Raw genomic sequence first — 18,871 nt, forward strand, 5'->3', positions numbered from 1 at the left:
CGAAAAAGTAAAAAGGCCCGAGAGAGATAACTCTTTCGGGCCTTTTACTTTTCTATTGAGGTGAGCTGCTTTCTTATCTATTTATAACGAATGCCGCGCTCAATTTCTGGGTCTTCCATGGTTTTGAAGCGCTTGTGCAGCCACATCCATTGCTCTGGCGCTCGTAAGATAATTTTCTCAAGATAACGGTTTAGATAAGCGGCCGCGGCTTTCTCATCTTTGCGTGGATAGTCATCTTCGATCGATTCATCGGCCATGATCTCATATTTGCCATCGGTATTTCTAAAACCAGAACCCGGAACAAGTGCGCATCGGCTGGTGTAAGCCAGAATACTGGTACCTGTTGTGGTACATGCATCTTCTACAGCGAAGAAAGGCACGAACACAGACTTGTTACGGCCGTAATCATGATCAGGCAGATAGAAAAGGATCTCACCCTGACGCAGGATTCGAATCATACGCTTCACGTCTTTACGGTGGATAAGACGGTTGCCGTTCTGAGTACGACCACGGTATTGAATGAATTCATAAGCTGGGTTGTTGTGTGGGCGGTAAACCCCTAAACCAGAAATACCAAGAACGGCCATTGCTCGCGCAGTGATCTCTAGGTTCAAGGCATGCACACAGCACAAAAGAACACCTTTACCGTTGGCTTTGTGTGTACGCAGCGTTTGGGTGTCTTTATCCACTAGGATTCTTTTGAAACGCCACGTCGGCCAGAACCATGTAATGCCGGTTTCGATCAGCGCCATACCAGTATTCTTAAAGTTCTCACTGACCATGGCAGCGACTTCATCAGCAGGCTTATCTGGGAAGGCGAGCTCCAAGTTACGTGTTGCGACCGCTACGCGTTTTTTACCATAGCGAGCCCCAAGAGAGCCCAATGAACGACCTAGCAGTAATAATATACGGTAAGGGAGAACATTAACGATAAGCGCCAATAGCCCAAAACCGAACCACACTCCCCAGTATTTAGGGTGGAGTAGTGCCAGAGTAAAAGGTGGCTTAGTAATAACGTGTTGTGCCGTACTGTTTGTCGGAGAAGTTTTCGTCGTCATAACCATCACTTAAGATTTGATTGCTACTTAATTTGATTGCTACTTAATCTGAGCGCTCAGCAGTGCCCAATAAGCATCAAAGTTTTCTGTCGGTTGATATTTGAAGTCAGAACGTACAAATCGATTCAAGCTGCCTTCAACCTGACCGAGCAGTTGAGCCGCTAAGATCTTCTCATCAACCGGGAACGATTTCCCTTCACGAAGCTTTCTTTCACGCAGGATTTGTCGAAGCTGAGTTTCAATACGCTCAAAAAGCTGATTGATGCGTTCACGCAGGCGTTCATTTTCAAACATTAGAGCATGACCCGACAAAATACGAGTCAATCCAGGGTTACGCTCAGAAAAGACCAAGATAAGCTGCATGACTAAGCGAATACGCTCAAGAGTGTCTTTCTCTTCATCTAGAATACGGTTGATTCGAGACATCAACGCTTCTTCAATGAACTCGATCAGGCCTTCAAACATGCGAGCTTTGCTTGGGAAGTGGCGGTAGAGCGCAGCTTCAGATACGCCGACTTGCTTGGCCAACTTTACCGTTGTGATACGAGAAGCACCTTCGGTCGATTCCAACATTTGTGCGAGAGCTTGTAGGATTTCTTCACGACGGTTTGATTTTCGAGTACCAGCCATCTATTTACTTCCTTTCCTAAAGATGAGGATTGAGTGAAGCAGGATTATAAACACCATTCAATTCTGTTTCCTAGTTTTGTGAGCCCTAGGTCAACAGAATCGAGAGGTGTCAGCAGATTGTCAGAGCAAATTTGTGCGTTTATGCACCAATAAGCTGTTGGATCTGATCGAGGATCTGGAAACCAAGTGTGTCTTTGCTATCCAGCGGCAGAGATTTATCACCGTCTTTCCAATAAAGGTGCAATTCATTACTGCTGCTATTGAAGCCTTGGCCTTCGACAGAAACGTCATTGGCGCAAATCATATCGAGGTTCTTTCTTTCCAGTTTGCCGCGCGCGTACTTCTCAACATCTTGGGTTTCTGCAGCGAAGCCAACAGTAAATGGGCGACCTTCGGACATTGAGGCGACAGAAGCGACAATGTCTGGGTTCTTAACCATTTGAATGGTCATGTCGTCTTTACCATCGACCTTTTTAAGCTTTTGGTCTGCAATGGTCTCAGGGCGGTAATCGGCCACCGCGGCGCAGCTGATGAAAATATCGTGTTGAGCTGCGTTGGCAGTAACGGCATCAAACATCTGTTGTGCGCTGTCGATATCAATGCGATTGACCTTGTTTGGCGTCGCAAGTGAAACAGGGCCACTGATTAGAGTCACTGTTGCACCTTGTTTAGCGGCCGCTTCAGCCAGTGCATAGCCCATCTTGCCTGAGCTATGGTTAGTAATGTAACGCACCGGGTCGATGGCTTCACGAGTTGGACCCGCAGTAATCAACACCGAACGGCCAGCAAGCGGCTTAGGTTGGAAGAAGTCTTCGCAACGGTGCACGAGCTGCATTGGTTCTAGCATACGACCCATGCCGACATCACCACACGCTTGTTCGCCTGCGGCAGGGCCCCAGATTTCACAGCCTCGACGTTTTAGCGTCGCGATGTTCTCTTGAGTCGCTGGGTGGCTGTACATCTGTTGGTTCATGGCTGGGGATACCGCAACTGGCGCATCGGTTGCTAAAACCAAAGTGGTCAGTAAGTCGTTACCCATACCTGCCGTCATGCGAGCAATAAGATCTGCGGTGGCGGGTGCTAATAAGACTAGGTCAGCCCATTTCGCCAGTTCGATGTGCCCCATGGAAGCCTCAGCAGCAGGATCAAGCAAACTATCAGACACTGGCCTTCCAGAGACGGCTTGCATGGTGAGAGGAGTGATGAACTCCTTGGCTGCATTCGTCATCACGACTTGTACTTGCGCCCCACGTTCAATTAAGCGTCGAGTCAGTTCGGCACATTTATACGCAGCGATACCACCACTAATGCCAAGTAGGATTTTTTTCCCAGCTAGGCCTTGTAGGTCAGCGTTATCCAGTTGATTAACCAATGTTTGCATGATTCTGTTCCTTAATTTCTCTGGGACTTACGATATCAGAACAAAGGATTAGTGCCTAGAAGCAGAATTCGAACAGACTTGATGCTCATCAAATTGGTGTTATCAAACTTATCAATTACACGTTTTTGCTAGTGACTCGTTTCCTTTTCTCTTTATCAAAGGATCTCTGGTTGCAAGCTTATTAAGCTGACGGGTTGTATTCATGACCCTAAATAGCCTTTATATGCCTATAAGTAAGATGCCTGTTGAGTCGATGCCAAGAGAAAAGTTACTGAGTCGAGGGCCAGATTCTTTAAGTGATGCGGAGTTGTTAGCGATATTTCTTCGAACGGGCACACAAGGAATGAACGTTTTAGAGCTTTCTGACAAGTTGATCAAAGATTTTGGTTCGTTGCGCCAACTTTTTTCTGCAACCGAGACTGAGTTTTGTGCTCATAAAGGGATGGGGCAGGCGAAATATGTCCAATTGCAGGCCGTTTTAGAGATGACGCAACGTTATTTGGCCGAAACTTTATCTCGAGGCGATGCACTCACTAGCCCAAGCCATACCAAGTTGTATCTTTCGAGTATATTGCGCGATCGCCAGCGAGAAGCCTTCTATATCTTGTTCCTAGATAATCAAAACAGGGTAATAAAGGATGAAGTGATGTTTGAAGGAACCATCGATGCCGCATCAGTTTACCCTAGAGAAGTAGTGAAACGGGCACTTCATCATAATGCAGCAGCATTAATCCTAGCGCACAACCATCCTTCTGGTGTTGCGGAGCCAAGCCAAGCAGATAGGCGAATTACACGCAGATTAACCGACGCATTGGCGCTGGTGGACATCCGAATTCTCGACCATTTTGTGGTTGGAGATGGCGAAGTTATCTCTTTTGCAGAACGCGGATGGATTTGAATCACATTTTAGGTTGTTAGTTGCGTTAAATCTGCTATCATTCCGCCCACATTTTAGAACCTTAAATCAGCTCTGATTACTCAAATAGCTGCCCTGTTCAAAAAAAGATCACGAAATCCTTAAAAAGGATCTGTTCGGGTCTTGAGCAATGCATGTCAAGTTAGTATAATACGCGACCTTTGATAGCCTTGAATGGATTTTCCATTATGGTTTTTACCTCTATTTTCAGAATTGATAGAGAGGTTCGGCCACCAAGGTTGATATCGAGCTGAAACGATTTGGAGAGACATTCATGTCCCGAGTATGTCAAGTAACTGGTAAGCGTCCAGTAACGGGTAATAACCGTTCACACGCACGCAATGCTACCAAGCGTCGTTTTCTGCCGAACCTACAAACTCACCGTTTCTGGGTAGAGAGCGAAAAACGTTTTGTTAAACTACGTCTAACTGCTAAAGGCATGCGTATTATTGATAAGAAAGGCATCGATGCTGTTCTTGTTGATATCCGTGCACGTGGCGAAAACGTTTAAGAGGAATTAAGCAATGGCTAAAGGCATTCGTGAGAAAATCCGTCTAGTATCTTCTGCTGGAACTGGTCACTTCTACACAACTGACAAGAACAAGCGTAACATGCCAGGCAAATTTGAGATCAAAAAGTTTGATCCAGTAGTTCGCCAGCACGTTATGTACAAAGAAGCTAAAATCAAGTAATTGATAGCCCCTTTGTCTCTTCTTTTATAGAAGAATAAATTAAAAACCCAGCTTATAGCTGGGTTTTTTTATGCCCAATTTTCAGATTTTTGGAGTTTGTATCGATGAATGTAGTACTCATCATGGTAAGAGTTGGTATTTTGATTATTTTAGCTTTAATGCTCAATACTGCACTTGGTTATGAAAATAAAGTTGATAGTTTGATCTTATTGGCAATTACTATTTTTTGTTTGAAAAGCATGAATTTCGGTAAGTGGGTATTTGTCTTTATAGTCCTTGTCTCTGCCTTGTACATACCGGTTTCTTTAAATTATGGTCACCCTAACTTGACCATAATTTCAGCCTTGAGTGAAACAAATGTTTCTGAAGCTATTGAATTCGCAAAAGATACTGACTGGCTTGCAATATTGATAGCTATACTGTTCACAGGCAGTACCTTGTTCCTTTTTCATTTTGTTCCAAAAGTTAGTTCCAAAAAATTGAACATTTTTTTAGTTGTTGTATTTAGTTTTCTACTATTTGATAAACCCATTCGAACCATGATTGACAGAAATATTAGCGATGACTATGTATACAAAACAATCTCTTATATGAGATATGCGCCAGCTAGATTTATTTTCGATTGGTATGATTCTTATGATAAGTATCACGAATACAACAAACAGATACAATCTCAAAGAGAAGTAGCGTCGACGTGGGTTATCACTAAAGAGAACGATGCACCACAAAACACTATTCTGGTTATTGGTGAAAGTGTTCGTAAAGATTATATGAATGCTTATGGCTTTGAAGCAAATAATACTCCATTTATGTCACATTCTGTTGGTCAGTTATGGCTTGATTTCTTATCAGCTGGGCCAAATACATTTACTTCCGTTATGAGATTCATTACGTTGGGGGATGGTATTAATATTGAGTTAAACAATAATATCAATACACTCGCTAGTACTGCTGGTATAGAGACCTACTGGATATCTAATCAAGGTAGGATGGGAGAGTTTGATACAGGGATTAGCATGATTGCGAGTTATGCTGACAATCTTTCATTTACGCGAAGTGGAAGTTTTCGAGACTCTAATGTGTATGACTCTGCGCTATTACCGGAAGTTCGTTCAGCCTTATCCGAAAACCAAAATTCGAAGCTAATTGTTGTCCACCTGATCGGGTCTCATCCTGGGTTTTGTGACAGAGTTGAAGGTGATGTGGATTTTTCCTTTAACGGAAGTAAAATTTCTTGCTACATTCAATCGATTAAGCAAACGGATTCATTGTTAAGCAACATTAATGACTACGCGAAGCAACAGCCTATTGATTATAATTTGATATACCTTTCCGACCATGGTTTAGGCCATAGAGAAGGTGGTAAGAATTTACGTCATGACCCTTTGGTAAAACAAGCTTATGAAGTTCCTTTGTTTATTACAGGCTCAAATTTTGATGAGCGCCATATTATGACACCAAGGCGTAATGGCTTTTCAGTGTTGAAAGGAATTTCTGAAGTCATGGGGATTTCAACGGTGAAGTTGGATAAGATGAATTCATTTTTTTCTGAAGTAGATGACAAAGCGATTGTTAATAATGGTGAGGGGGAAATCGTTGATTTTCAATCACTAAACGAAGATCCGATAAAATAATACTATTGGTTATTAAGGGAGTTATTACAAGTAGCTTCCTTTTAGAAAGGGTTGTATGGAGAATCAGCAATGAAAAAAAGGGTATCACATCGTCGACGCTGGAATTACTACCTTTGTATCGGTATTATTGCTTTTATTGGAATTCTAAACCTACCAACAGTAATAAAAATCTATCTTGTCGAGCCTGCCTCCCCAGTAAGTAGCCCTTACCCTTATCTTTTAAATCCAGCAGCTGAGCTTGAAGCTTTGCACTTTGCTAATTGGTCAGCTGTGCTAGAAGACGATCATTGGGTTTATCAATTTAAAGATACAACACTTCCTCAAACTACCAATGCACAAGAGTTGTCGCAGCGATGGAAAGAGCTTGTGGGTACCGAAGTCGATTCTCAAACCTATACCGACCTCTCACCACAACTGAATACCCCGCACACCATCGAGGTGTGGTATCAAGATCAAGAAGAACCACAACGCATTACCTATTATCAACTGCCTCAGTTCTGGCTGCTAAAAAACTGGAATGATCAGTGGTTGGCGGTGTCTATTGAAGAGAGCTACTTGTTTCCAAGCTTTGGCTCAGACCAGTCATTTAAATCAGACAAGCTATCTATATCAGACAGACCACCTAAATCGGACGACTAACTATGCCTGAATTACCCGAAGTTGAAGTAAGCCGAATGGGGATCTCGCCTCATTTAGTTGGTGAGACGATTAAAAATCTGACTTTTCGCACGCCTAAGCTGCGCTGGGATATCCCTCAAGAGCTTAAGCAGTTAGAAGGGCAGGTGATTCGCTCTATCTCGCGTCGCGCAAAGTATCTATTGATTGAGACAGATACTGGTACTGCTATTGTTCACCTCGGTATGTCTGGCTCACTGCGTGTGCTAGATGCTGACTTTCCTGCAGCAAAGCACGATCACGTGGATCTCAAACTCACCAATGGCAAAGTATTACGCTACAACGATCCACGACGTTTTGGCGCTTGGCTGTGGTCGGCACCTAATGAAGTCCATCCTGTGTTACTTGGGTCGGGTCCAGAACCATTAACTGACGATTTCAATGCTGACTACATCGCTGAAAAAGCCTCAAAACGTAAAGTGGCCGTAAAACAGTTCATTATGGACAACAAAGTGGTGGTCGGTGTGGGAAATATCTACGCCAATGAAGCACTATTTTCTTCACGAATTCATCCACTTCGCCCTGCTAATAAGATAACTCAAGCCGAGTGGGTCTTGTTAACTCAAGAGATTAAAGAGGTGCTTGCGACTGCTATCAAACAAGGTGGCACTACTTTAAAAGATTTCGCGCAAGCAGATGGCAAGCCGGGGTATTTCGCTCAAGAACTGCAAGTTTATGGGAAAGCCGGTGAAAAGTGCCCTAACTGTGAAGCTCTAATCCAAGAGTTAAAAATAGGGCAGCGGAACACGTTTTTTTGTGAAGAGTGCCAAAGTTAAAAAGGGGAGCATTGTGCTCCCCTTTTACTTTTATTATTGAGCTCTAAAGCCTCTCATTTGCGAATTGATGAACAATGTCTGTAACTTTGAATGTTCTACATCAATATTAGGCGTTGGGTTTGGTATCGCTGCCCTTTCAACAGCAAGGTTAGATTCATGCTTCCAAGGGTAAATCGCTTTAGAATCTGTGCTATGGGATACGCCCAGTGGTGTAAAGGTTACTCCGCTTGTGTACGCGTATGGGGATGAGACGTCTTTATCTGCTAGTAGGTTTCTACCTCCCAGAGATGTATATTCTGCGTTTGATAGACTGAAACTATACAGTGTAGGAAAAATATCTCGATGAGAACCGATACGATTTTCTTGGTAACGATATTTGGAGTGCAATAAAATCTCTTGAGGGACATAGAGATAAAAAGGTACAGCATGAGCGACTCCTAGATCCTTTGGATAAGAGATCGAGTAGTTGCGCAAGCGGTGATCACCAGAAGCTGAAATAATAGTATTACTATTCAATTCACTGTCTTTAATGTCACTAATAAAGTCACCAAGTGCATTAGAAGAGTATTGGTATGTTTCATAGATCTTCTTTGAGTTTTCTTCACTCAAGGACATTTTCTTCATAGCATACTCACTCACTTCAATAGAACCTGGAGTATAGTTGCTTGGAATTTGGTAAGGAGGATGATTGGTTTGTGTCTGTATCATCACCATAACGGGCTGTGTATTTTCTTTGAGCAGTTTTTCAGCAAGCTTAAATGTAAATTCATCAGCCGCACCCCATGTGCTAGCGTATTCAACTGATTCAGGGAACGCTTCGTAGATATCTTCTTCCGAATAAAATTCATCAACCCCTTGTACCGGCATGTAATACTTGAGATTGCGCCATAATGGGCTACCTCCGGTAATGTATATAACTTTATATCCAGCTTTTTTATAAGGTAGGAATGCTGAGCCTGGTAATGGGGTGTTCTGTTCTTTGCCGTGGCTTATTGAGTTCACGTTACTATGAAATAACATCATGACGATACTGTTAATGGTTCCGCCTGTACCGGGCAAAAATCGCTCAAAGCTAAAATCGTTCTCGTAATGCGGTCTTAGTGAACCCAATAGATCGGTTGTTTTTCCGTTGTCTTCAACAAGTAAGTTTGTCCCCATACTTTCCATGAGAGCAAACACAACGTTAGGTTTGTTGCTTTCAAGGTAGTCGTTTTTATCCGTATGATAAATTGGTTCGTCCTGACCAAGAACTTGGTGTACTTTTTCTTCGAGATCCGCTCTTTTTACCGCTGTAAAACTTGCGCTTCTTTTATGCTCGCTTCTTGCCCAGTCTAATGCTAAAAAAGCATTGGGTGTGACTTTATTGAGAACTTCGTAATTGGAAACATTAGCGTGGTATTGTTTGAGTGGAAATGTCCCTATAGAGCCTCTAGCTAACACAAAATAAGCCGCGATGGTAACGAACAAGGTTAGAGCTGTAACCCAACCTCTTTGCTTCGGCCACGTTTTCGTATCTAAACGTTCCCAAACAAATAGCGTTATTTTTAAGAGCGTAATAGTGGTTAATAGTGAGATTAACGACGTGATGATGATTGGGTAATCTTGCCACATTGTTAATAATACGGCTGAAGTATCATCTTCAACAAGACCAAACATGAAGATATCGAAGTGATTGCTGTATGTTTTATAGTAATAATAATTACCAATAGATACAGATATTCCTAAGAAATATATAACAAACGAATAAATTGGAATTATTTTATTAACTATTTTAAATGGTTTTGTGCCTGATAGAATTAGCCCTAGTAAGAATAATGGTGCAAAGGCTATTGTCGCAACCCTTAAATCAAATCTCAATCCAATGACAATTGATTGAATATAGTCAGGGATGACTTGATATATTTCAGTGACATCACCAATTAAAAAAGTGAAAACTTGTCTAAACAGTGACGCAAAAATAGTGAATAAAGCAACTTGTATCCAAATAATACGAGTGAGCTTTTTGATGTTGTCTTGAAACATAAATTTAACTTAAACCAATACTAATAACCAAGTGAAGATAGCAAATAAAATTGCAACCATGACTGCCGCGGAACCTATATCTTTCGCTTTACCGCTGAGCTCGTGATGCTCTGGACCGATCCGATCAACGACAGCTTCTATTGCTGAGTTGATTAGCTCTAATATAAAGATAAATACTAGGGTTCCGACAAGAGCTAAAGTCTCTAGCTTACTGATATCGAGACAAAATGCTATAGGTATAAAAATTAAGCAAAGCGCAAGTTCTTGCCTGATCGCTGCCTCACTCTGAAAGGCTGATTTTACTCCTTTGATTGAATACCCTGTTGCTTTGATAATTCGTTTAATTCCGGAGTTTCCGGGTTTACTGTGATATTCACTCATTAGAAACAACTTGCCCTGATTTTTGAAAGTACTTTTGTGCCACGAGTAATGAAATCAACTGCTCTCTCCTCAGATCCTGGAATTGTTCAACCCATTGGTGAGCGTTATTAATTATCGTTTGCGCCTCTTGTGGATACTTTAGATAATAATCCATCTTTTCGTTTAAATCCGAAAAGTCATCTTTTATTTCAACAAAGTGAAAGCCTGGTTTAAGTTTTCCTTCCATGAACCATGTTTCAAAATGTAATTTTGGAGTAAAACATAGTGAATTTGATGACATGATCCACTTTAGGTTAGTAGCAACATCCATACCTTCTAAGCTAAGTATAAATTTATAGTTCAGTTGTTCGGAAATAGTCATTGATGGTGTGACATAGTTTAGCTGCTCAAGGTCGTCATCTTTTGTGTCAATACGGCCGACGTTACAGCGAGGGTTATTAAAATGTGTGGCGAGTAACGTCCTCCTATTTGGCCTAAATCCTGTGCCTCGCCATACCAACATATCTTTTTTTTCTAGAAATGGTCGGTCATTCTCCACAAAAAAATAATGTCTGACAGCATTAAGCTTTAGCAACACTGAATTAGCGTTATTCCCTTCAATTGGACGGCTTTTTAAGAAACTAGGTTCGCTTGGGATGTCAATGACATCTCCGTTAACATATTTGAAAGTGGCAAATTGTGGAAAACTCTTAACGACCTTTAGTAAGTCATAGTAGTACGCACTACCACCAGTCTTTTTAAATCTACTAACTTGGGTTAAGTTTGGGGTAGTCAATGTAAAACTAGAGTCATTTTTGTTGTAATAGTCAACACGCTGCCGCAGGTAACTTATGTCATACTCATTCTTCCTGCGTAGTAATATTTTTGCAGAGGAACGAAATAAAAATGAAGGGAGGTTGGCGAGAAATCCGTTAATTAAGTAGTACTTAAATTTCTTCATAATCGATTAACTTTCTCTAAGATAGCGTTATTCACCTCGGGAGGAACGAATTGCTTTACATCACCACCGTGAATTGCCACTTCTCTGACAATGGTAGATGACAAGAATGCAAATTCTTCAGAAGGTGTTAAAAAGATACTTTCTAAACCTGGTAAGAGTTTACGGTACATCGTGGTTAACCCGAATTCATACTCAAAGTCCATTGTAGTGCGTAAGCCTCGAATTAAAACACTAGCCTTTTGTTCTTCAGCGAAGTCAACAAGCAGTCCGCTAAAGCCTACAACGGAAACATTTGTTAGGTGTCGGCAACATTGACGAACCAATTTTACTCGTTCTTCTAGATCGAACATCGTATTTTTGGATGGGCTCGCCGCAACGCCAATTACGACTTCCTCGAACATTTTAGTAGTCCGCTTAATCAAGTCTAGATGCCCGTTAGTAATAGGGTCAAAGGTACCTGGATATATAACTTTGTTACTCATCATTATCTCCGCCTAAGAAACTATCAACACCGTTAGTACAACGTTTTAGATCGTTTTTTATCGTGTTATCTAATATTTCATCGTTTTGAGTAAGTGATGCACGTGAGTTTTCTTCGTGGTAAAGGTGGTAGCCGATACCAGCGAATTTTAGATAAAGACGAGACTTTTCTGAGTTCAGCATGCGGTGAACGAACTCACTGTCTTCACGTCCCCACCCTACAAAATCTTGGTTGAAGCCGTTAACTGCGATAACATCTTGTCGCCAAAATGCCATATTGCAGCCGCGAGTCGCGTTGTCGTTATTGCGTTCATAAGAGAACCAGTTAGCTAGCCGCGAATTTGTGATGCAGTTCTTACGGTTCCGGATCCCCTTGCTAAAGACAGAAGGAACTAATCCATTTTCCATGATTTCACGACTGCATGCTTCGTCAGTCAGCACTCGTCCACCTTGGACAAACCAACCTGGTTTCGCCACGCGTTTATGTGATTCGATAAAGGTTTGTGACAACACCATGTCGCCATCAATCATAATCAGGTAATCGCCAGATGCTTTAGCTATAGCACGGTTTCGGCTCATAGAGAGTTGAAAACCATGGTCTTCATGCCAACTGTGTATCAATGGAACCGGGAAACCATTACGCATTTGGTCAATTATTTCTTTGGTGTCTTCTCGAGAACCATCGTCTGCCACAATGACTTCATCAGGCAAAACGGTTTGGCGCGTTACACTCTTTAACACGGATTTTAAGGCTTCTTTCCAGTTATAAGTTGTAATGATTAAAGTTGTTTTCATTATTTCTTTGCCTGTTCTCGTAGGTATAGATCGATATATTTTACGAATGTAGAGTGCATACATAGCCAAGCTAGAATAAAGCCATGCTTACCGTCTAAGAAACCACGTTTAATAATATACATCTTAATGAAGCTTGCAAAAGCGTGAGTTAGTGCTGTTGTTAGACCGGCACTCTTTCTACCTTCTCTCTCATCCGTCCAGGCTTTTAAGTAACCTGTCGTTTTATTGATGTAGTGGTGAAGGTGCTCGTAGGTATAGTGATGTAACCGCCCATCGAGTTTTTGTATCGCGTAGTTTTGATTCTCAACTTTCTCATGAACAAGAGAGTCATTATATTGAGTGTAATCTGTACGATAGAGGCGAACTATCCAATCTGGGGACCATCCTGAGTGATAGATGAATTTTCCGAATGCGGCGCTTAATCGATTTACTTGAAACAGCGTATTGGGTTTATCTTCTGCCACTGCCTTTAAAATGCTCTGTTTTAATTCAGGGGTCACTTGTTCATCAGCATCCAACCATAAAACATAATCAGCCGTAACATATTGTTGAGCAAGTTGTCTTTGCTTCCCAAAGCCGGGCCACTCTAAATTGGTGTAGAACTTATCGGTGTATTGCCTTGCGATCTCTTCTGTGCGGTCGCTGCTACCAGAGTCGAGTAGGACGATTTCATCGACCCAACCTTTTACAGTATTAAGGCATGCCTCAAGATGCTTCTCTTCATTCTTTACAATTAAAGCAACGGCTAAAGTTGGTTTAGACAAGATTTCTTCCTTATTCGTGCGGTTTAAGGCATTGGTATTGTGGGTAAATATCAGTGACTATTTGGTCAAACATGTGAATGACCGTTTCACTTTGTATAAGCTGCATCGCTTGCTCATCTTTTGCTCGTGTGCGCCAGCTTAGATCTTGGCTCGTTTTACCTGTCTCTGCCAGTATCGCCTCTTCGTAAACCGACACTACATATTGCAGGTAGTGGTAAGGCCCAACGCGGTGTGGGTTATGGTGAGCGTATAAACCAATAACTGGTGTTTGCATCGCATTCGCCATATGGGTTGGGCCGGTATCGGGAGCAATGACAAGCTCTACTTTATCAATAATAGCAAGCATCTGCATGATAGAGCTTTTACCAACCAAGTTGCGGCAAGGTTCGGTTAGCTTTTCTTGAATTGCTTGTGTCAACTCGACTTCAACCTGCGCTGGGCTACCTGCCAGAATGACATTCCAGCCTTGATTGCGGGCATGGTTAACCACATCAACATAACCTTGTGCATGCCAGTTCTTATAGGCCTTACTTGCGCCTGGAACAAGGAGTAGGTTAGGTTTGTTGGTGTCGAGCTGTTGCTGTGCCCATGCGTTGTCTGACTCTTTATAGGACAGAGACCAATTCAGCGTTGTATCGTGAACACCAATGTGTTGAGCAAAGGCCATTAGTCCATCTGCGACATGCAGTGAAGATGGCGAGCTCACTTTGGTATTGGTAAATAACGTTTGAAAATCTTGACTGCGATCGGCCGCAAACCCGAGTTTGTATTTTGCCTTGATACCCAGAGTGGCAAAGCTTGCACGAAGTGCATATTGCATATGAAGTAGCGCATCAAACTCTCGACCTTTGAGCTGTCGCCACAACGACTTGTACCCTTCAAGGCCCGCTTTTTTGTCAAAGGTGAGCACTTCCACGCCTTCAATTGCAGCGAGTAATTGAGCTTCTAACTTTCCGGTGATCCAAGTGATTTTGGTAGCAGGCCATTGCTTTTGAATTGCTTGAACAGTGGCGATGGTGTTGCACACGTCACCTATCGCAGAAAGTCGCAAAATACAGAGTGATTTAGGGGCAGATTCGAACAAAGGCATGAGGTGAGCTCTATCAAATTGATTAATAAGAATTATGCAGTTGGGCTAGGGGAATGTAAAATAAAACTAAGCAATTAGGTAGGTAGATAGGATGCAAACGCTTAACTTTGACAATCAAGTGATTTGGTTTGACGAATCATTAATTTCACCAGATCAGGCAAAGCATGCCTTTGACGCTGAATATTGGCAGCAGCAAAATAAAATCATAGGGAGCGCCACCGGGCGTGGTACGACGTGGTTTGTTGAGTTAGACACTATTCAAGCAGCATTGCGCCATTACCGTCGTGGTGGCCTATTTGGCAAGCTTGTTGAAGACAGTTACCTATACTTTGGTGATGAGAAGACTCGCAGTTACCAAGAGTTCGAACTGCTTAAAGTACTTCAGACGTCGGGGGTTAACGTACCTAAGCCGATCGCTGCTCGGGTGGTGAAAGGCGGAGTTACCTATAAAGCCGATCTTTTGAGTGAAAAAATCCCTAATGCTCAAGATCTAGTGGCGATCTTACGAGAGAAACCATTACCTAAAGAAATGTACCAAAAGATAGGCGCTGAAATTCGTAAGATGCATGAGGCGCAAGTAAATCATACTGACCTTAACATCCACAATATCTTGATTGATGATCAAGATAGGGTGTGGATTATTGATTTTGATAAGTGTAATAAGAAACAAGGAGATAATTGGAAACAACATAATTGGCAGAGACTAAAAAGATCCTTTGAAAAAGAAAAGTCTAAGCTGAATATTAGCTGGAACGAATCTAACTGGAAGTGGTTAGACCATTGAGTCTACTTAGTAATCAAGCCTGTAGTTAAATCAGTTATGCTATGTTTACACATGATTTTTTGGGGGAGTAGTTCAAGTAAGATTGAGCTATTGGTACAGTAAATACCAAATCATAGTGAACCCACAGAGGTTATCAGGTGGGGTTTGTATGGTTTACCTTTCGAAGTCAGTGTAGACTCAGTTGTTTGAATAGAGTTTGGGATTGTATTATTTGTAAGCAAGGTATAATCCTATAAATTGGCGTTTTTTGATATAGGTGATCAATGTGGATGTTGTAGCTGTGATAGTAGCTCGCGGTGGAAGTAAAAGAATTCCAAACAAGAATATTCTGCCAATAAATGGCAGTAGCCTCCTAGAACGTAAAATCGATATCTTAAAGCAATGCCCTTCGATCAGTCGTGTTGTAGTCGGCTCTGAAGATGCAACGATTTTAGAACTTGCAAAAGCGAGAGGGGCAGAGGTAGTTAAGAGACCTGACTACTACTGTGATGAAGCTCGTGCTAGTGCCAACGATATGATCGGCAATATGTGTAGCTTGATTTCCGCTGATGTCGTCGTTTGGGCTCATTGTACAAACCCACTAGTTTCTGTCGATACTTATGAAAGCGCTGTAAACGCTTTTTTTCACTCAGAGGAAAAAGGGTATGACTCTTTACTATCTGTATATGAGTTAAAAGAGCACCTCTGGGACGCCAATTTCCAAGTTTTAAACTATGATCCTTATGCAGAAAGACATACTTTGGCATCTGAGCTGGAGCCTCTCTATGCACAAGATGGAGCTATTTTTATTCAAAGGCACAAAGATATGCTAGAAAACAGCTACTTTTTTGGAAACAAACCAAAGCACTTTGTTATGCCTGTAGAAGAAGTCTTCGATATCAATTTTCCTGTTGAATTTCAAATTGCAGAGATACTGTTATCAAAACAAGACAATGAATAAACTAAAGCTAGAGACTGATTTAAGCTTGATCAACTGAAGTACATTCCGGCCTTTAGAGTTGTTGATGTCCTAACAAACTAATAAATAGTTTTAAAATACACTCTCAATCTTATTAGGCTAGGGCGATTAGTACATTAGTTTGAATATTTTGTAGTGTGGTTAAATTACACTCAATTTGGTTGGTTTAACGGGGCATTGATAGGTTGATATTTAGACGGTACAGATTTGGTCTTAAGGTTAGGCAATGAAAAAAAAACTACTAATGGTGTGTTACGGTGGTGGACACGTAACGATCGTTGAGCCTCTTTACCAGCAGCTCAAAGATGAATACGAGATAACGATCTTAGCTTTGACTTTAGCAGCTCCTTACTTAGCTGCTCGAGGCGTACCGTATGTGACATTCCGATCTTTCAAAGAACTCTTCGAGCTGGAAGTCGTGACTACGGGTGAAAGCCTCCTTGCTGACCTTGGACATAATGACGAAGTGCAATATGAAGATAGCCTATATTATATGGGTTGCTCATACTATGATCTTGTCAAGAGCGTAGGTCTAGAGGAGGCAAAGTCTTTGTATGAAAGCAAAGGAAGAGCTGCTTTCTATCCAGAATCTACATTGATAAAAATCATTCAATCTCTTTCACCTGATATGCTTATAACAACGAATGCAATCAGAGCTGAACGAGCTTCTTTGTCTGCGGCGAAGAAGTGTGGTGTACCTACGCTTTGTATCAATGATGGGCTATGGATTGAAGGTGGGCTTTCTGGAGTTTTGGATATTGCTAACGATGAGTTAGCCGATATTATTTGCGTCCTTTCTAATGAAGTTAAATCCAACTTGGAAGCATCAAGGAAAAGTCGCTTAGCTCGAATTGTTGTCACTGGTACGCCAGTTTTTGACAGTATCAAACTGACAGAAAGAAGAAAAAAAACGAATCAACTAACACTTTTGTTTGCAGATTGTCACCTGCCTAAACACTTTCATTTATATCCTGATATTGTAGGCGAACCGGAGTTTGCATTTAGAGTTCGAAAAAAGCTCAATGTTCTTGCTCAAGAACATGATTGGAAAGTGATTGTAAGACCTCACCCAAATCAAGTTATTGACTATTCAGATTATAATAACTTGCATGTCTCAGGTAAAAAGGACTCTCTCCATGAGCAGCTAGCACAATCGGATGTTGTTCTGACTAACATGAGCACCGTTGGTTTGGAAGGCAAAGCCATGGGGTTGGGATTAGTTACGTTAGAAGGAACAGTTTTCAATCGCTACAATTCATTCTATAAGGCTGGCTTATCCACACCCGTATTTCATGAAAATGAGTTGTACAATGCCATTATTGAAGAGTTTGAAAAAGCCACTCACGGCATAAGTTTGTATGAAGGCCTAGCTACAGAAAATATTTCACGTGAAATTTCTAGATATCTAGGGTTGTCGCTATACTCATGAAGACAATCTTCCTTAGTGCATTAATTGTTTCGCTCGGACTGTTTATTGGTCGATTTAGTGGTTTTCTTCGTGAAATAATAATCGCAAATAACTTTGGGGCAACAGAAAACAGCGATTTTATTGTTTTGTTGCTTACGACCCCTGACTTTTTAGTTAACTTACTCATGGGAGGTGCCATGAGTATGGCACTAGTTCCAGAGTTCAAAAAATTAAATGAAGAAGAGAGTCAGTTACTTTACAAGCAAGTAACGTCTGTAATGATTCTTTTTGGCTTAACGGTTTGCTTACTTTCTTATCCATTTAGGAGCGAATTAATATCATTCCTTGCTTTGGGAATGAATAAAGAATTTATAGAAAACAATCAAGATTACTTTTTCTTTAGCTTGCTTGCATTGCCTTTTTCGTTGGCAACTGGTGCTTCGTTAGCTTATCTAAATGCCAAAGAAAGATTCACAATTACCTCTTTGAGTACGTTAATAGTTAATCTTACTATTATTGCATTTGTTTACTTATCAGCCTTTTTAGATAGTGGATTTATATTGATATCGATTGGCTTGGTATTTGCGTCTTTATTGCGGTGGTTATCACAAGTACTTGTTATAGGCTTACCCCCATTTTTTTTCAAGCGTGAAAGGAATTTAATAAGCAGAGATTTATTATCTAGATATTTTTATGCTTTGGCTGCAGGTGGTGTTATCTTCATTTTACCAATAATTGTCCGTACCGTAGCCTCCATTGATGGAGGAGGGGCACTGTCTTTAGTGAATTACACAATTAAGTTAGTAGAGCTGCCTTTAATTATCCTATCAACTGTATTTAGTATCATATTTCTTCCTAAATTATCGGGAATATACTCTGATGGTAATGAAGGTAAGTTCTTAAAACTAGCATCTAATATATTATGTTTTAGCCTTTTTATGTCCATACTTGTGACAACAGCAATGATTCTTTATGCGGATACTATAGTTGAAACTATTTATGGTTGGGGTGCATTAAGTCACACTCAGTTGATGAATATCTCTGAATATTTGAAGGTGTATGCCATAAGTTTGCCGTTTCAGTGCGTGAACGGCATTGTGTTGGCTATTTTTTCATCAAGAATGGATACGAAGCGACCTTTCATAGTGACCACCTTTTTGGGCGTTGTCATTTTTTCTTTATTGATGTTGGTGCAACCACCAATTAAAGATTTATTTTATTTTCTAATAACTTTTTACGCCTCTACAGCAATATGTTTTTTTATTGCTCTTCGAGTTGGGCATAATATTTTTCCATTCTATATCGATATGAGAATACTTGTACTTGGTATTTTATTGCTATTGATAACGTTTGTTATTTTGTATACGGTAAAGAGCTTTGTTACTACACTAGAACCTATTATTGGAACCTTTACTATAGGGGTATATGTATCATCAATTTTATTAGTGTTTGTTTTAATGTTTAGGTTTTTGAATAGTAGGAGCTAG

General features: G+C 41.0%; 20 protein-coding genes. 10 read left to right on the forward strand and 10 right to left on the reverse strand.

All coding sequences use genetic code 11. The annotated features are described in order from the left end of the window. Positions 1-77 precede the first annotated feature (77 nt). From lpxL to coaBC, 3 genes are all read right to left on the reverse strand, one after another. Positions 78-1,058 (reverse strand): LpxL/LpxP family Kdo(2)-lipid IV(A) lauroyl/palmitoleoyl acyltransferase, encoded by a 981-nt coding sequence (gene lpxL, locus L3V36_RS19335; RefSeq protein WP_208775531.1) that lies wholly within the window; start codon positions 1,056-1,058, stop codon positions 78-80. A gap of 39 nt (positions 1,059-1,097) precedes the next feature. Then, positions 1,098-1,688, reverse strand: a complete 591-nt coding sequence (gene slmA, locus L3V36_RS19340) for a nucleoid occlusion factor SlmA (protein WP_016768952.1) — start codon at positions 1,686-1,688, stop codon at positions 1,098-1,100. Positions 1,689-1,827: 139 nt separating this feature from the next. Continuing rightward, complete coding sequence (gene coaBC, locus L3V36_RS19345) at positions 1,828-3,069, reverse strand: bifunctional phosphopantothenoylcysteine decarboxylase/phosphopantothenate--cysteine ligase CoaBC (protein ID WP_102497573.1); 1,242 nt, start codon at positions 3,067-3,069, stop codon at positions 1,828-1,830. 223 nt (positions 3,070-3,292) lie between these two features. Here coaBC and radC point away from each other — a divergent pair, with 223 nt between their 5' ends. The 6 genes from radC (at position 3,293) to mutM (ending at position 7,762) form a co-directional block, all read left to right on the forward strand. Next, on the forward strand, positions 3,293-3,967 hold the full coding sequence (gene radC, locus L3V36_RS19350; RefSeq protein WP_026012282.1) for a DNA repair protein RadC: 675 nt from the start codon (positions 3,293-3,295) through the stop codon (positions 3,965-3,967). 292 nt (positions 3,968-4,259) lie between these two features. After that, positions 4,260-4,496 carry a 50S ribosomal protein L28 gene (rpmB, locus tag L3V36_RS19355; RefSeq protein ID WP_004728407.1) on the forward strand — a complete coding sequence of 79 codons (237 nt, stop codon included), beginning with the start codon at positions 4,260-4,262 and terminating at the stop codon, positions 4,494-4,496. 13 nt (positions 4,497-4,509) lie between these two features. Further along, positions 4,510-4,677: a 50S ribosomal protein L33 gene (gene rpmG / locus L3V36_RS19360; protein ID WP_002535344.1), complete on the forward strand. Its 168-nt coding sequence runs from the start codon at positions 4,510-4,512 to the stop codon at positions 4,675-4,677. A gap of 104 nt (positions 4,678-4,781) precedes the next feature. Then, positions 4,782-6,311: a phosphoethanolamine transferase gene (locus L3V36_RS19365; protein ID WP_017093925.1), complete on the forward strand. Its 1,530-nt coding sequence runs from the start codon at positions 4,782-4,784 to the stop codon at positions 6,309-6,311. A gap of 69 nt (positions 6,312-6,380) precedes the next feature. Continuing rightward, the gene (locus tag L3V36_RS19370; RefSeq protein WP_017093926.1) at positions 6,381-6,950 is read left to right on the forward strand and encodes a hypothetical protein; all 570 of its coding nucleotides are present in this window, start codon (positions 6,381-6,383) and stop codon (positions 6,948-6,950) included. 2 nt (positions 6,951-6,952) lie between these two features. After that, positions 6,953-7,762, forward strand: a complete 810-nt coding sequence (gene mutM / locus L3V36_RS19375; protein WP_017093927.1) for a bifunctional DNA-formamidopyrimidine glycosylase/DNA-(apurinic or apyrimidinic site) lyase — start codon at positions 6,953-6,955, stop codon at positions 7,760-7,762. Positions 7,763-7,795: 33 nt separating this feature from the next. On the opposite strand, the gene L3V36_RS19380 is transcribed toward mutM, so the two are convergent. The 7 genes from L3V36_RS19380 to L3V36_RS19410 are packed head-to-tail and all read right to left on the reverse strand — an operon-like array spanning position 7,796 to position 14,228. After that, positions 7,796-9,784, reverse strand: coding sequence for an LTA synthase family protein (locus L3V36_RS19380; RefSeq protein ID WP_102448472.1), 1,989 nt, complete (start codon positions 9,782-9,784; stop codon positions 7,796-7,798). Positions 9,785-9,793: 9 nt separating this feature from the next. After that, entirely contained in the window at positions 9,794-10,165 is a 372-nt protein-coding gene (locus tag L3V36_RS19385; protein WP_017088732.1) for a diacylglycerol kinase, read from the reverse strand. Next, positions 10,158-11,105, reverse strand: coding sequence for a glycosyl transferase family 90 (locus tag L3V36_RS19390; RefSeq protein WP_017093929.1), 948 nt, complete (start codon positions 11,103-11,105; stop codon positions 10,158-10,160). Before L3V36_RS19390 ends, L3V36_RS19385 begins: the two co-directional genes overlap by 8 nt. Then, the gene (gene coaD, locus L3V36_RS19395; RefSeq protein WP_029405805.1) at positions 11,102-11,587 is read right to left on the reverse strand and encodes a pantetheine-phosphate adenylyltransferase; all 486 of its coding nucleotides are present in this window, start codon (positions 11,585-11,587) and stop codon (positions 11,102-11,104) included. The genes L3V36_RS19390 and coaD overlap by 4 nt, the downstream gene beginning before the upstream one ends. Then, positions 11,580-12,380, reverse strand: a complete 801-nt coding sequence (locus L3V36_RS19400) for a glycosyltransferase family 2 protein (RefSeq protein ID WP_017093931.1) — start codon at positions 12,378-12,380, stop codon at positions 11,580-11,582. Before L3V36_RS19400 ends, coaD begins: the two co-directional genes overlap by 8 nt. Then, positions 12,380-13,144, reverse strand: coding sequence for a glycosyltransferase family 2 protein (locus tag L3V36_RS19405; RefSeq protein ID WP_017088736.1), 765 nt, complete (start codon positions 13,142-13,144; stop codon positions 12,380-12,382). Before L3V36_RS19405 ends, L3V36_RS19400 begins: the two co-directional genes overlap by 1 nt. Before the next feature lie 10 nt (positions 13,145-13,154). Beyond that, positions 13,155-14,228 carry a glycosyltransferase family 9 protein gene (locus tag L3V36_RS19410; protein WP_032555408.1) on the reverse strand — a complete coding sequence of 358 codons (1,074 nt, stop codon included), beginning with the start codon at positions 14,226-14,228 and terminating at the stop codon, positions 13,155-13,157. 97 nt (positions 14,229-14,325) lie between these two features. On the opposite strand from L3V36_RS19410, the gene L3V36_RS19415 reads away from it, so the two are divergent. From L3V36_RS19415 to L3V36_RS19430, 4 genes are all read left to right on the forward strand, one after another. After that, complete coding sequence (locus tag L3V36_RS19415; protein ID WP_017093933.1) at positions 14,326-15,018, forward strand: 3-deoxy-D-manno-octulosonic acid kinase; 693 nt, start codon at positions 14,326-14,328, stop codon at positions 15,016-15,018. A gap of 265 nt (positions 15,019-15,283) precedes the next feature. Further along, positions 15,284-15,958 carry an acylneuraminate cytidylyltransferase family protein gene (locus L3V36_RS19420; RefSeq protein ID WP_017093934.1) on the forward strand — a complete coding sequence of 225 codons (675 nt, stop codon included), beginning with the start codon at positions 15,284-15,286 and terminating at the stop codon, positions 15,956-15,958. A gap of 244 nt (positions 15,959-16,202) precedes the next feature. After that, the gene (locus L3V36_RS19425) at positions 16,203-17,405 is read left to right on the forward strand and encodes a hypothetical protein (protein ID WP_017093935.1); all 1,203 of its coding nucleotides are present in this window, start codon (positions 16,203-16,205) and stop codon (positions 17,403-17,405) included. Next, on the forward strand, positions 17,402-18,871 hold the full coding sequence (locus L3V36_RS19430) for a lipid II flippase MurJ (RefSeq protein ID WP_102448473.1): 1,470 nt from the start codon (positions 17,402-17,404) through the stop codon (positions 18,869-18,871). The genes L3V36_RS19425 and L3V36_RS19430 overlap by 4 nt, the downstream gene beginning before the upstream one ends.

It is taken from the genome of Vibrio sp. G-C-1, assembly GCF_021728015.1.
GTDB lineage: Bacteria > Pseudomonadota > Gammaproteobacteria > Enterobacterales > Vibrionaceae > Vibrio > Vibrio splendidus.